The 13258-nt window shown below is 53.7% G+C and carries 12 protein-coding genes; 4 read left to right on the forward strand and 8 right to left on the reverse strand.

Features of this window, described 5'->3' with window-relative positions; all coding sequences use genetic code 11:
- Positions 1-186: 186 nt before the first annotated feature.
- Both ACSZO4_RS13490 and ACSZO4_RS13495 read left to right on the forward strand, forming a co-directional pair.
- Positions 187-1551 (forward strand): diguanylate cyclase domain-containing protein, encoded by a 1365-nt coding sequence (locus ACSZO4_RS13490; protein WP_437889486.1) that lies wholly within the window; start codon positions 187-189, stop codon positions 1549-1551.
- A gap of 173 nt (positions 1552-1724) precedes the next feature.
- Positions 1725-2945, forward strand: coding sequence for a GGDEF domain-containing protein (locus tag ACSZO4_RS13495; protein WP_437889487.1), 1221 nt, complete (start codon positions 1725-1727; stop codon positions 2943-2945).
- Positions 2946-2997: 52 nt separating this feature from the next.
- Here ACSZO4_RS13495 and ACSZO4_RS13500 read toward each other — a convergent pair whose 3' ends face one another.
- The 3 genes from ACSZO4_RS13500 to ACSZO4_RS13510 form a co-directional block, all read right to left on the reverse strand.
- Entirely contained in the window at positions 2998-3186 is a 189-nt protein-coding gene (locus ACSZO4_RS13500; RefSeq protein ID WP_437889488.1) for a YdiH family protein, read from the reverse strand.
- A gap of 103 nt (positions 3187-3289) precedes the next feature.
- Positions 3290-4054, reverse strand: coding sequence for a class I SAM-dependent methyltransferase (locus tag ACSZO4_RS13505; RefSeq protein WP_437889489.1), 765 nt, complete (start codon positions 4052-4054; stop codon positions 3290-3292).
- A 456-nt stretch (positions 4055-4510) separates the two neighbouring features.
- Complete coding sequence (locus ACSZO4_RS13510; protein ID WP_437889490.1) at positions 4511-6127, reverse strand: peptide ABC transporter substrate-binding protein; 1617 nt, start codon at positions 6125-6127, stop codon at positions 4511-4513.
- 186 nt (positions 6128-6313) lie between these two features.
- On the opposite strand from ACSZO4_RS13510, the gene mpaA reads away from it, so the two are divergent.
- Positions 6314-7027: a murein tripeptide amidase MpaA gene (gene mpaA / locus ACSZO4_RS13515; protein WP_437889491.1), complete on the forward strand. Its 714-nt coding sequence runs from the start codon at positions 6314-6316 to the stop codon at positions 7025-7027.
- Here mpaA and ycjG read toward each other — a convergent pair.
- Positions 7009-7983, reverse strand: a complete 975-nt coding sequence (ycjG, locus tag ACSZO4_RS13520; RefSeq protein ID WP_437889492.1) for an L-Ala-D/L-Glu epimerase — start codon at positions 7981-7983, stop codon at positions 7009-7011. The genes mpaA and ycjG overlap by 19 nt on opposite strands.
- A 117-nt stretch (positions 7984-8100) precedes the next feature.
- Between ycjG and tpx the strand changes: the two genes are divergently transcribed.
- Positions 8101-8607, forward strand: a complete 507-nt coding sequence (gene tpx, locus ACSZO4_RS13525; protein WP_437889493.1) for a thiol peroxidase — start codon at positions 8101-8103, stop codon at positions 8605-8607.
- Positions 8608-8652: 45 nt separating this feature from the next.
- Here tpx and tyrR read toward each other — a convergent pair whose 3' ends face one another.
- The 4 genes from tyrR to pspD all read right to left on the reverse strand — a co-directional run bounded on the left by tyrR (position 8653) and on the right by pspD (position 13253).
- Positions 8653-10194, reverse strand: coding sequence for a transcriptional regulator TyrR (tyrR, locus tag ACSZO4_RS13530; RefSeq protein ID WP_437889494.1), 1542 nt, complete (start codon positions 10192-10194; stop codon positions 8653-8655).
- A gap of 150 nt (positions 10195-10344) precedes the next feature.
- Positions 10345-11397, reverse strand: coding sequence for a TIGR01620 family protein (locus ACSZO4_RS13535; RefSeq protein WP_437889495.1), 1053 nt, complete (start codon positions 11395-11397; stop codon positions 10345-10347).
- On the reverse strand, positions 11394-12791 hold the full coding sequence (locus ACSZO4_RS13540) for a YcjX family protein (protein ID WP_437889514.1): 1398 nt from the start codon (positions 12789-12791) through the stop codon (positions 11394-11396). Before ACSZO4_RS13540 ends, ACSZO4_RS13535 begins: the two co-directional genes overlap by 4 nt.
- A 240-nt stretch (positions 12792-13031) precedes the next feature.
- Positions 13032-13253 carry a phage shock protein PspD gene (gene pspD, locus ACSZO4_RS13545; protein WP_437889496.1) on the reverse strand — a complete coding sequence of 74 codons (222 nt, stop codon included), beginning with the start codon at positions 13251-13253 and terminating at the stop codon, positions 13032-13034.
- Between the last annotated feature and the right edge of the window lie 5 nt (positions 13254-13258).

Below are 13258 nucleotides of genomic sequence, written 5' to 3' on the forward strand. Positions count from 1 at the left end.
GAATTATCTGGCGATGGTGAAACTGGGTTGTATCCGATTGTTTTATAAAAGGTTATGTAATTAAGGGACACGGCCTAATACAGATAAGGACTCCACTGAACCCCACCGATTAAATCGCACCTTCCTTAGCTGCTAAAATAATACCCAGGATTTCCCTTTGTCTTTAACACTGACGTGGAATGCATAATGCTTTATGTATCGTGGGACCCTATACTTATCGGCATTTCTTTTGTTGTTGCCTTCATTGCCTCTTTTGTCGCCCTGGACAGTGCAACCAAAATTTGCTCATCGGATTTACGCAGTGCGCTTTTCTGGCGAATCTGTGGGGGCGCAACCTTAGGAATGGGGATCTGGTCAATGCATTTTGTCGGCATGCTGGCCATGAAAATGCCCATTGTGATGCATTACGACATTATGCTTACCATCGCCTCTTTCTGGGTGTCTCTGATAGCCGCTACGCTGGCGATAAACGTGGCCGTGAGCCGGGAAAAACTCCCTTTATCCCGCCTGCTGTTAGCCACCTGCATTTTAAGCTCCGGCGCAGTGGTCATGCACTCTCTCGGCATGCTGGCCCTGACGGATTATCTCGTTCTTTACTGGAACAAGACGCGCCTCTTTTTTGCCATTGTGATTGCTTTTCTCGCTTCAGGTCTGGCGCTGTGGCTGGCTTTTGGTCGCAAGACAAATCGCCACCGCACCTACATTAACCATGTTCTTGCCGCATTGGTGATGGGCATGACTATCTGCTCAATGCACTATTTAGCCATGAGCGCGGTAGAGTTCAGCAACACGAAAGAAGGTACGGGTATTATTCTGCACGGTAGTGCGCGCACAGCGATGCACTCCAGCGTCAGTGAAACCGGACTATCGATTTGGGTTTCCACCTCGACGCTGATCGTTCTCGGGATCATGCTTTTCATTTCACTTATCGATTCGCAACTACGTACGTCACGGTTAACGGAAAGTTTACGCCAGCTAAATATGCAGTTGGAAAAACAGGCCTGGTTCGATCCCTTAACCCATTTACCTAATCGCATTCAGTTTGATAATCGTCTGGATGAATGCCTCGCCAGCGCAATTGAACAACGCCAGCGCTTCGCATTGCTGTTTATGGATCTCGACAGGTTCAAACAGGTTAATGACATGTGGGGACATCATATCGGGGATCTGCTGTTAAAGTCGGTGGCCATACGGCTAAAACAGTGCATCACTGAGGAGATGACCCTTGCCCGCCTTGGCGGCGATGAGTTTATTTTGCTGGTACCGGATAAGAATGATGATGAAGTCACCACCCTGGCTCGTCGCCTCGTTGATTCCATTCAGGCGCCGTTTTACGAAGCCGGTCATGTTATTAGTGTGTCACTAAGCGTGGGGATCAGCTTTTTCCCCTCGCATGGCGATACCTCGCAGGATTTAAAATTCAAAGCAGATGCCGCCATGTACAATGTCAAACAGAACGGTCGCAACGGCTGGGAAATCTGGCATCCGACAATGCAACATATCGCGGCTAACACCCCGGTTTATCTGTCAGATTTACCTGCCGGTCAGTGATAGATCAGCGCACAGGATCCCCTTGTGCAAAAATAAGCAGCCTCCTCTTCAGTTTGCCCTCAAGTTGCACGAAATAATTGCCGAAAAGGTATTATCTGGTAAGTTAAAATTACGTAAAATTCGTAACTTATCCATAACGCTGGCATTACTGCGCACGTAAAGGGGAATAGCCTATGCTGACAAATCACCTGGATGCGCTCAATCTGCTGACAACCCCGGTGTGGGTTGTGTCGCCAGATACCGAAAAGGTGCTTTTCTCCAACAGTCAGGCGCAAAAAATTGCGGCGGGCAGTTCATTGCTGGAAATGCGCACCGGTAAATACTCAGCCCTGGCGCAGCGCCATCTGGCGATGTATCTGGCAGGCCTGCAAAATGGCGATGAGATAGTCGAAATCTGGACCGTTTCCCCCACCGGTGAAGCCACCACCCTGAGCTGCAAGGCGTTGCTGCGAACCCTTGAAGGACTGGGCGATGTGATTGTGTTTGAAGGTATGCCCGTCAGCAATACCTCAGGACTAAAAGCCAGTCGTTCCACCACCTACCGGCCGCGCAAGCATGGTTTTTATGCCCGTTTTTTCTATACCAACTCTGCACCGATTCTGCTGATTGATCCGGCCCGTGATGGCCTGATCGTGGATGCCAATGTTGCTGCATTGCATTTCTATGGTTACAGCTATGAGCAGATGTGCCAGCGGCATACCTGGGAGATTAATACTCTGGGTCGCGGCATTTTGCCGGTGATGGCAGAAATCGCCCGTTTGCCTGGCGGGCATAAACCGCTTAATTTTGTCCATGTGCTGGCCGATGGCTCCACCCGCCATGTTCAGACCTACGCCGGGCCGATTGAAATTTACAACGATCGCCTGATGCTGTGCATTATCCACGATATCACCGAACAAAAACGGCTGGAGCAGGAGCTGGAATATGCCGCACATCGCGATGCGCTGACCGGTTTGCTCAATCGCCGTCAGTTCTATCATCTGACCGAACATATTTTGCCGACCGCACAGGACTTCAGTTTGCTGCTGATCGATGTCGACCACTTCAAACATATCAACGATCAATTCGGCCATCAGACAGGTGATGAAGTACTGATCCAGCTTTCCCGTGCCCTTGAGCAACAGGTGAGTAAAGGGAGTTTCGTGTTCCGCTGGGGAGGTGAAGAGTTCCTGCTGCTGTTGCCCATGGCTTCACTTGACGCGGCGCTGGAAGTGGCTGAAAGCATTCGCTTAACGCTGGCAAATCTCAGGTTGCCCGACCTGCCGCCTTTTACCGTCAGCATTGGGGTGGCGCGTCATCAGCCGGAGGAGAGCCTGGATGAGTTATTTAAACGCGTGGATGGCGCTCTGTATAACGCCAAGAATAACGGGCGTAATAAGGTGCTTGCCGCCTGATAACAGATAAACCAATGCGCCCGGGGATGGACGCATTGTCAACACGATGCGGTTAATGAATACCCAGCCGCCAGGCAAAATCTATCTCTTCTTTTAACTCACTGTGTGAGAGCGTGAGTAAATCGGCAAATTCCAGACTGAGCTGTTTTAATTTCTTAAGATATTGCGCAGGTGTCATTGTGCTTTTGTCACGGCGTAAGTATTCAATAGCCAGTTGGGTGGGGTCTAATGCAGTCTCCATATCATCCTCTGTAGCGGTTAAAGAATAACCACTATAGCACATTCCAACGGCTCTATTTTGACCTGAAGCCGGTTAACCTGACTCTGACGTCAGGATCCCCAGCTCATTTTCGTGAGCAACAAGCAATATAATTCAGTTGCTTACGGTGCGTGCGAAAATAGCGGAACATGCCGGTGAAACGCAGGCGGTTTTCGCGCGTTCGCATTCCGTTAAAGACAATTTTCAGCGCCCGTCCCACGCCTTCGTCGCGAATAAGCCCGACGGGAGTCATCAGTGACATGGCCCCATTTCGGGTTACAACCTGCTCAAAGCCGCTATCAACAAACAGCTGACGCCAGTTATCCTGACTCATCGGACTGACATGAGATTTCACCACGTTTTGCAGTTGCCCGTAGGCCGCCGATGCCAGCTCGCCGCGCGTCAACATGATGTCGTGAGTCAGCAGGTGACCGCCTTTTTTCAGCACGCGGTAGTATTCGTTGACCAGCTTCACTTTGGCCTTATCGGCATACATGGTCAGCATGGCCTCATTAATCACCACGTCAAAACTTTCGTCGGGGAAAGGTAACCGGGTAGCGTTGGCTTCGAGGATGTTGATCCTGTCGCTGAGCCCCGCTTGTTTCACATTTTGCCTGGCGGTTTCCAGCGCCTGTTTATCCATATCAATGGCGCAAATCTGGCAACCAAAGCGCTGCGCCAGTTCAATAGAGGTGGTGGCCATATTACACGCGATTTCCAGTACCTGGCTCCCGGCGTTTAACTGCGCCTGCTGAATAAGCCACTCAGTGACTTCCACCCCACCCGGGCGTAAACGCGTTTTCCCCAGACTGGCTAAAAACGTATGTCCTGCTTTTTCACTCACACTCATATTGAAACCCCCACAAAAGATGCATTACAAATACATCATTTAATGCGGAAAGTGAACAATGAGAATGATTTTTGTTTACCTGGATCAATTTTGTGCGGAACACACAAAAATTGGGGTTGATCGCGCGAATGATAAAGATTATCTTTCTCATCACTGAATAGTTGACTGCAACAGTCAGGTATTCAGTACGACATTGCTCACATTGCTTCCAGTATTATTTGCCCGCTTCACTGAAGCGGGCTTTTTTTTGCCTTCGACGACGGGCTCGATAGATTTCCTCAATTAGAGATATAGACATTAACTATCTGAATTATCATTAAAAACACAATAGCAATACAAAAGGTAGTGTTATATTTCTCTCGCTTAAAAATCTAACGAATTTGCACTTGCAGCCCTCAGGAGAAGATCGGATTTCCCTCTCCTGAGGGATTTTTTTTATTAAGCTGTCTGCACCGGTCAGTGCCTGAGCAGGTACATCGTACGCGTATAGGCCACATCTTCCGGGTTATTGATCGGATAGCCTTTCAGCCAGGGTTTGATCAGGCGACCGTTGGTGTACTGGTAGACAGGGATGATCGGGGCTTTTTCCGCAATGATTTTCTCTGCCGCATTGTAGTCTGCGTTACGGGCGCTGAGTTGTGTCTCCTGTGCCGCCTGGGCAACGACCTTATCGTAGGCCGGATCGCTAAAGCGCGTAATATTGCCGCTGTGTCCAGAGGTCAGTAACGAAAGGAAGGTTGAGGCTTCGTTATAATCGCCGACCCAGGATGCGCGAACCACATCAAAATTGCCGCTGTTACGGCTGTCGAGATAGGTTTTCCACTCCTGATTTTGCAACTTAACGTCAACACCGAGGTTCTTTTTCCACATCGAGGCGACAGCAATTGCAATTTTCTGGTGTGTTTCAGACGTGTTATAGAGCAGCGTCAGATTCAACGGCCGTTGCGGACCGTAGCCAGCCGCCAGCAACAGGGTTTTGGCCTGCGCATTCAGCTCTTCCTGACTCATTTGCTCCATGGCTGAAGGCTGCGGCTGGAACCCGGCGGTCACATCCGGCGTAAAGCGCCAGGCCGGTTTCTCACCGGTTCCCAGTACCTTTTCCGCCATGATCCGTCTGTCGACCGTCATACTCAACGCCAGCCGCACCCGCGGATCCGCAGTTGGTCCTTTTTGGGTGTTAAGTGCGTAATAGTAAGTACCCAACTGTGGCGGGGTATAGACCTGGCCGGGGATCTCTTTCAACAGCTTTTGGTACAGGCTTTTCGGGAAGGATTCCGTGATGTCGATGCCCCCCGCCAGATAACGGTTAGTAGCAGCGGTTTCCTGATTGATGGGGACAAAGGTCACCTTCTGAATAACGGTTTTGGCGTTGTCCCAGTAATATTTATTGGGCGTGAACTCCAGTTTTTCATTCACTACCCGGTTGGCGAGCACATAGGCGCCGTTACCCACCAGATTTCCCGGTCGCGTCCACTCCTTTCCACTTTCGACATTGGCTTTTTGTACCGGATAAAACGCAAAACTTGCGGCCATACTGGCAAACCAGGGCAGTGGTTTATCCAGCTGCACGCGCAGGGTTCTGTCATCCACCGCCGTGACGCCAAGCTTATCCGGCGTGACTTTACCGTCAATAATCGCCTGCGCCTGGGTGATGCTCGCCAGTGCGGCAAAAGAGGCAAAAGGCGAGGTCGTTTTCGGATCCATCAGTCGTTGCCAGCTGTAGACAAAATCCTGCGCCGTCACCGGCGTGCCGTCCGACCACTTCGCGTTGCTGCGCAGGGTGAATGTCCAGATGCGGTTGTCGTTGCTTTGCCATTTTTCCGCCACGCCAGGCACAATCTCCCCTTTTTCGTTCTGGTTCACCAGCCCTTCATACAGGTCACGGATCACCTGAATTTCCGGCAGACCAGCGGCTTTCGCCGGATCCAGAGTCGCGGGCTCATCCTTAATATGGCGAACCAGCTCTTGCTTTTGTGCAAGCGTCGCACCCTCTGGCACATCCGCCGCCCACGCAAATGAGGTAAAACCGCACAAATAAAGCGCACAACTGACAAGCGTCACAGGATGCTTCATGTGATCTCCTTTTAATTTTGAAGCAAAGCGAAAGATGAGGTAATTATTTGTTTTAACACGGGGAGAATGCAAATTACAGTCATTGAAAAATTGACGCGAATCCCTTTTCGATTCATCGCCGCCAATTTGCCGGGTCGGCAAAAATACCCGACACTGGATCTATGCCAACAAGACACAAGGATGCTTATGCCTGTCACACGACCACGACCTGAACGCGGTGCGTTTCCTTCCGGTAGCCAGACGTACGGCTATTCGTTACTCGGCGCGCCTTTGATATGGTTCCCGGCGCCACAGGCCTCCCGCGACAGCGGGCTGATCATTGCCGGAACCCACGGCGACGAAAATTCGTCGGTGGTGACCCTCTCCTGCGCGCTGCGCACCTTAACGCCCGAGCTGCGCCGCCACCATGTGGTGCTGGCGGTTAACCCGGACGGCTGCCAGTTGGGTTTAAGAGCAAATGCCAGCGGCGTTGATCTTAATCGTAATTTTCCGGCGGCCAACTGGAAAGCGGGGGAAACCGTCTATCGCTGGAACAGCGCAGCTCCTGAGCGCGATGTGGTGCTGTCAACAGGAGAGCGCCCAGGCTCTGAAGCGGAAACCCAGGCGCTGTGCACTTTGATCCATCAGATTCGCCCGGCATGGGTGGTGTCGCTGCACGATCCGCTCGGCTGCGTTGAGGATCCGCGTCGTACGTTCTTTGGCGAGTGGCTGGCAGAGCAATTCGCCCTGCCACTGGTGAGTAGCGTTGGCTATGAAACGCCAGGCTCGTTCGGTAGCTGGTGCGCCGATATGCACCTGCATTGCATCACGCTCGAATTCCCGCCGGTCTCCTCGGATGAAGCCAGCGAGAAATATCTGAGCGCGATGACGGCCCTGCTGCATCATGAGGTGGAGAGATGAAGCTGGCCGGGGGTGAAGTGCAGCGCTGGCTCCACGTCCACCGCCAGCCAGGTCGGGCCATCCAGATCGGCAAAGCGTACCCGGCCTGCCAGCGGTAAAGCCGCGTTTATCGCCCGCGAGGTGCAGATCATGCAGCCGAGCATCAAACCAAACCCCAGTGCGCTGGCTTCATCCGCCAGCGCCAGCGCCTCGGTCAAACCGCCGGTTTTATCCAGCTTAATATTGACCATCTCATAGCGCCCCACCAGCCCCGACAGATCCCTGCGCGTGTGGCAACTTTCATCGGCGCAAATCGGCAACGGGTGAATAAAATTCGCCAGAGCGCTGTCGTCATCTACGGGTAAGGGTTGCTCAAGCATGGCCACATTGAGGTCGGCGAGCAGCTGGCATCTCGCCGCCAGCCCTTCGCTGCGCCAGGCTTCGTTAGCATCGACAATCAGCGTCGCATCCGGCGCGGCTGCGCGGATCGCCACCAGCCGTTCGCTGATCAGATGGTCATCAAGCTTAATTTTCAGCAGCCGGGCGCCGTTTTCATATAAGGCCGCCGCACTGGCCGCCATCTGTTCCGGCGTGCCAATCACCACCGTCTGAGCAGTCGCAAGCGTTGCAGGCAGCGTGGCGCACGCGTAGTCGGTAAGCGTTTTGTGCAGACGGCGGGCTTCAAGATCCCAGAGGGCGCAGTCCACGGCGTTACGCGCCGCTCCTGCGGGCATTAGCGCCTGTAAATCATCACGGCTGAGTCGATTTTCCAGTTGCCTGATATGGCTCATGATTTCGGCAATCACCGAGGCTTCGCTTTCCCCGTAACGCGGATACGGGGTGCATTCCCCCACCGCTTTCACCCCGTCTTCTTCCAGTTCAACCACCACCACCCGCGCTTCATTACGGCTGCCTCGCGAGATCACAAAAGGCGTATGCAGCGGCCAGTTTTCCTCGTACACCTTCACACTTCGCATCGTTTGCTCCTTTGCCAGCATCCAGACGAGTATAGATTCGAAATTAGGTTTGCCGTGCTCCTTGCTTTCGGCATAAACTACGGCCGAAGTTAACTATTTGTAAACAGGAAGATATCTATGTCACAAGTTGTCCATTTCCAGGGTAATCCCGTTTCTGTTGTCGGCCAGATCCCGGCGCAAGGGAGCAATGCTGCTGCTTTCTCTCTCGTTGCCAAGGACCTGTCTGACGTGGCATTAAGCCAGTTTGCAGGCAAGCGTAAAGTGCTGAATATTTTCCCGAGCATCGATACCGGCGTGTGTGCGGCATCCGTGCGTAAGTTCAACGAGCTGGCGACTGAAATCAACGATACCGTGGTTCTGTGCGTCTCCGCAGACCTGCCGTTTGCCCAGTCTCGTTTCTGCGGTGCTGAAGGTCTGAGCAACGTGATTACGCTTTCAACCCTGCGTAACCCGGAATTCCTGCAAGACTACGGCGTAGGCATTGCAGAAGGCGCGCTGAAAGGTCTGACCGCCCGTGCGGTTGTCGTCATCGACGAAAACGACAAGGTGATTTTCAGCCAGCTGGTGAACGAAATTACCAATGAGCCGGACTACACCTCTGCGCTGGAAGTACTGAAAGGCTAATCTTCAGTATTGCCCGGTAACATGCTTTACCGGGCATCATCAGTTTTACTCTTCACCCTTCTTCTGATTCAGACCATATTCACGCAGCTTGTTGGCAATCGCCGTATGCGAGACGCCAAGCCGTTTTGCCAGCTTACGCGTGCTGGGGAAACTGCCGTAGAGCTGAATCAGTACCGAACGTTCAAACCGGCTGGTTATCTCATCCAGCGAACCTTCCATTGCTTCTTCCCCCACGGCGAGGGTTGCAGCATCGTAATCGGGTAAGATGATGTCCTGGGCGCGTAATTCATAACCTTCCAGCTGCGTCAGCGCCCGGTAAATTGCATTTTTAAGCTGTCGCACGTTGCCCGGCCAGCTGTAACGGCTGAGGATCTGATTAAGTTCATGAGCCAGTTTCGGCCTTGGTACGCCCTGCTCGTCGGCAAAGCGGGCCACAAACAGTTCGGTGAGCGGCATGATGTCCTGCGGCCGATCCCGCAGCGGCGGCAAATTGAGGGTTAACACATTGAGGCGATAATAGAGATCTTCGCGGAACATCCCTTTTTGAACCAGATCAACCAGATTACGCTGCGTGGCGCAAATCACCCGCACATCCACATGCACTTCATGATCTTCCCCGACCCGGCGGAAAGTACCGTCGTTGAGAAAACGCAGCAGTTTAACCTGCATCCGTGGTGACATTTCCCCAATTTCATCCAGCAGTACTGAGCCGCCATTGGCCTGCTCGAAGAAGCCCTTTTTACCCTCCGGCGCGTGACCAAACAGCTCGCTTTCCACCGCATCTTCCGGGATGGATGCGCAGTTAAGCGCCAGATAAGGTTTCGCCGCCCGTGGGCTGGCGAGGTGACAGGCATGGGCCAGAAGATCTTTCCCCGTCCCGGTGTCACCCACAATCAGTAACGGCGCGGTCAAGTTAGCCAGTTTACGCGCCTGATCCAGCACCTGACGCATTTTTGGGCTAACCGCCACAATCTGACTAAAGGCACTCAGATCCTGAGCGGAGAGATTCTGCAGCTGGCGACCCATACGGGCTGTTGAGCGCAACATGACCACCGCCCCGGTCAGAACAGGATCACCGGTTTCCCCTTCCAGATGGACAGGAGTTACCTCCATCAGGAAATTCTGCCCGTTAATGGCAACATGCTCACTCTGAGAGAGATGAGGATTGCTTTCCAGCCAGCGGACAAAGTTAAATCCGGAAATCAGCTGTGCGGCGTTGAAGTTGCGCAGTTTATCCTGGTCCTGGCTAAAAAGCTGACAGCTGGCCGGGTTTGCCAGCTCGATTTTACTTTTCATGTCCAGGGAGAGCACCGGCTCCGGCAGCGCCTCAAGCACGGCGCTCATGGCACGGTGTTCACGCTCGGAAGGCATCCATAACACGGTACGCACATCCGTCACGCCGGGAATACGACGAATTTCAGCCATCAGGCTGCTGAATGTATCAAAGGCGAGTGCCGCAAAATTGAGGTAGATACGCCCTACGGGATCAATTTCAATGCCGCGTAAATCGATACCACGCAATACCAGCAAATCCAACAGCTCGCGAGTCAGACCCAATCGGTCTTCACAAAACACTTCAAGACGCATGGAAACAACACCCTAAATTATCCATTCATGTGGCGATAATATGTCAGTTCACGTCCGGCAGGAAGATGTTGTCAACAATTATTGACAGTTTGCGGAAAAAACGGGCGCTGTGGCGTAAAGTTAAGCGCGCAGTCCCGTTTGAAGGAGCTGTCAGGAGGGGGATTTACTCTTTTGTAACGTCTCTTTGACCTGCACAATCAACTGACGACGGAAATCGCCCAGTCGCGGTTTGTCATCCTCAAGCCAGGGCAGCGGACGGCAAAGCTCCATCGCTTTGATCCCAAGCCTGGCGGTGAGTAAGCCTGCGCCTATGCCCTGAGCGGCGCGGGCAGACAGGCGCGCGGCCAGATCCTGCGACATCCAGTCCATCCCCACTTCGCGAACCATTTCGCTGGCGCCGGCAAAGGCAATATTCAGTAACACCAGTCGGAACAGGCGCAGGCGACTGTAGTACCCAAGTTCGATACCGTAGAGCGCGGCGATACGATTAATCAGACGCAGATTTCGCCACGCGATAAAAGCCATATCCACAACCGCCAGCGGGCTGACGGCAATCATCAGCGTCGACTCTGCCGCTGAGCGGCTAATTTCACGTCGGGCCTGGCTGTCGAGTACGGGCTGCACAATCTGCGCATACAGGCGCACCACCTCACGATCGTTTTGCGTCTCATGGATGGCGCCGTACCAGCGTTGCAACGCCGGATGGGCATGATCGATATTCGCCTGGCGCGCCAGATTTTCACAAAATGCGCGTCCTTTGCCAGTGCCATGACTGTGCAGCAGATCCCGCGCTTCATCACGGGCCTGGGCGCGCTGGCGCAAACGCCATAAACGCCGCCATTCGCTGGCAACAGATCCCACGCCAGCCCCGACGATAAGCGCCCCGGCAGCGCAGCCGCCAATGGCGACCCAGTCCTGAGTTTGCCAGGCATTGATTGCCCATTGCACCCCCTGCCCGACAACGCTCGCCCCGAACAGCGTCAGGCCGGTCAGCACCATCTTGCGCCACAGGCTGCGTTTTGGCCGCAATGCGGAGTCAACGACCGCTTCCAGGCGGCTGTCTTCCTCTTTCTCATCTAAGCTGACAGGGGAAAAGTTGTCCGCCTGCGCGGCATCGAAGGTTTGTGCCGCTTTGAAACGGGCGCTGGTTTCTGCTTCCAGCGGTCCGGCAAAATCGATACGCGGTTTTAGCGGTTCGGTCATCGCAATTTGTCTCCCAGTAAAAATTCCAGTGCCGCATCCAGACGGATATGCGGTAACGGTTTATCGACATCCAGCGCCTGGGGGCGAAAAGATTCAAACTGGAACCCCTGTTTATCCCAGAAAGCCTGCCCCGGCAGACGGGCCGGTACTTCGCCCGGATAAAAGGTCAGCGGCTCTCCGTCATGCAGACGATGTCCCCGCAGGGCCGGGATCTTTTCACCATTGACATCGATCAGGCCGCTTTGCGTCGCCTGCACTGACGCTAAGCCCACGCAGTCCATAGCAATGCCTTCAAAAGCGGCGTTTTGCCATGCGTCCTGGATCAGTTGCTGAAGAAGCGAGACCATATTGCCATGCTGATCGACCGTCACATGGTCAGCTTTGGTGGCCGCGAACAGCAGTTTATCTATTACCGGCGAAAACAGACGTCTGAACAACGTGCGTTGCCCGTAGTGAAAACTTTGCATCAGTTGGGTCAGCGCCAGGCGCATATCATTGAACGCCTGCGGCCCGCTGTTGAGAGGTTGCAGGCAGTCGACCAGCACAATCTGGCGGTCAAATCGCAAAAAATGATTCTTGTAGAAATCCTTTACCACGTGCTCACAGTAGTAGTTAAAACGTTCCCGGAGCATACCGGCATTGGTCTGCTTCCCGGCCTGAGCCAGCCTCGCCTCCCCGCTGTCATCCACATCCGGCCACGGGAAAAATTGCAGTGCCGGCGCTCCGGCCATATCGCCCGGCAGGACAAAGCGCCCAGGCTGGATGAAATGCAGCCCTTCACGTTTGCAGTGGTGCAGGTAATCGGTCCAGGCGGCGGCAATTTCCGCCAGTCGGTTTTCGTCAGCGGGTGCCAGCGGATCCAGCCCCTGGGTGAGCTTGCGCCATTGCGCCGACCAGGCTCCACGCTGCCCCTGTAGTAAGCCGGTCATCTGGCGCGACCAGGTGAGATAATCCTGTGCCAGCATGGGTAAATCCAGCAGCCACTCCCCCGGGTAATCGACAATCTCAAGATACAGCGTTGAGGTGTCTTTAAAGTGGCGCAGCAGCGAATCCTGAGAGCGATAGCGTAATGCAAGGCGAATTTCGCTTACCCCCCGGGTTGGCGTCGGCCAGACGGGCGGCGTGCCATACAACTGCGCCAGTCCTTCATCGTAGGTAAAGCGTGGGATGCCAAAATCCCGCTGGGGTACACGTTTTACCCCAAGCAACCGTTCTTCACGGACGGCGCTAAGCAGCGGCAGTCGTGAACCGGCGTGAATATTCAGCAGTTGGTTAACCATTGCCGTAATAAAGGCGGTTTTGCCGCTGCGGCTCAGCCCGGTCACGGCCAGGCGCAAATGTTTGTCCATTCCCCGGTTGACCAGTGCATTGAGTTCATTTTTCCAACGTTCAATCGCCATTCCGTGCCGCCATGAAATTTGAAAATGTTTTTGTAGAATATACCCTAAATAATTCGAGTTGCAGGAAGGCGGCAACGCAGCGAATCCCGGGAGCTTACTGAAGTAAGTGACCAGGCTGAGCGAGGAAAGCCAACGCACATGCAACCTGAAGTATGACGGGTATAGATTAAGTAAGGGCTTTTACTGACCTTATCAAGGCGACGTGGTGAGCACGCCGCCGTGCGGGACAGACTGTTACGGTTTGATAAAACGGTTTGAGAACTTGCTCGCCACGCGATTGAGCACCGGCTCCAGCGCAAAAGCCAGCAACAGTTTTACCGGGCGGCGGGCAACGGATTTCACCGCCCAGCCGGCAACACCTGCCGGGCCAAAACGCAGTGCCGCCAGCAACGCCAGTTTTCCGACGATTTTCATCCCTGGTTTGATTTTCTGTGTTGCCTGTTGCCATTTCGCCATGGTGC

Origin of the sequence: Phytobacter sp. V91 (genome assembly GCF_965644225.1) — a bacterium.
Classification (GTDB): domain Bacteria; phylum Pseudomonadota; class Gammaproteobacteria; order Enterobacterales; family Enterobacteriaceae; genus CBFFRJ01.

What these genes read in the sequence shown, in the direction of transcription:
- ACSZO4_RS13500 (WP_437889488.1), bottom strand. Translation starts at nt 3,186, where the DNA reads ATGGAGACTGCATTAGACCCCACCCAACTGGCTATTGAATACTTACGC.
- ACSZO4_RS13510 (WP_437889490.1), bottom strand. Translation starts at nt 6,127, where the DNA reads ATGAAGCATCCTGTGACGCTTGTCAGTTGTGCGCTTTATTTGTGCGGT.
- ACSZO4_RS13505 (WP_437889489.1), bottom strand. Translation starts at nt 4,054, where the DNA reads ATGAGTGTGAGTGAAAAAGCAGGACATACGTTTTTAGCCAGTCTGGGG.
- ACSZO4_RS13535 (WP_437889495.1), bottom strand. Translation starts at nt 11,397, where the DNA reads ATGACCGAACCGCTAAAACCGCGTATCGATTTTGCCGGACCGCTGGAA.
- pspD (WP_437889496.1), bottom strand. Translation starts at nt 13,253, where the DNA reads ATGGCGAAATGGCAACAGGCAACACAGAAAATCAAACCAGGGATGAAA.
- ACSZO4_RS13490 (WP_437889486.1), top strand. Translation starts at nt 187, where the DNA reads ATGCTTTATGTATCGTGGGACCCTATACTTATCGGCATTTCTTTTGTT.
- ycjG (WP_437889492.1), bottom strand. Translation starts at nt 7,983, where the DNA reads ATGCGAAGTGTGAAGGTGTACGAGGAAAACTGGCCGCTGCATACGCCT.
- mpaA (WP_437889491.1), top strand. Translation starts at nt 6,314, where the DNA reads ATGCCTGTCACACGACCACGACCTGAACGCGGTGCGTTTCCTTCCGGT.
- tpx (WP_437889493.1), top strand. Translation starts at nt 8,101, where the DNA reads ATGTCACAAGTTGTCCATTTCCAGGGTAATCCCGTTTCTGTTGTCGGC.
- ACSZO4_RS13495 (WP_437889487.1), top strand. Translation starts at nt 1,725, where the DNA reads ATGCTGACAAATCACCTGGATGCGCTCAATCTGCTGACAACCCCGGTG.
- tyrR (WP_437889494.1), bottom strand. Translation starts at nt 10,194, where the DNA reads ATGCGTCTTGAAGTGTTTTGTGAAGACCGATTGGGTCTGACTCGCGAG.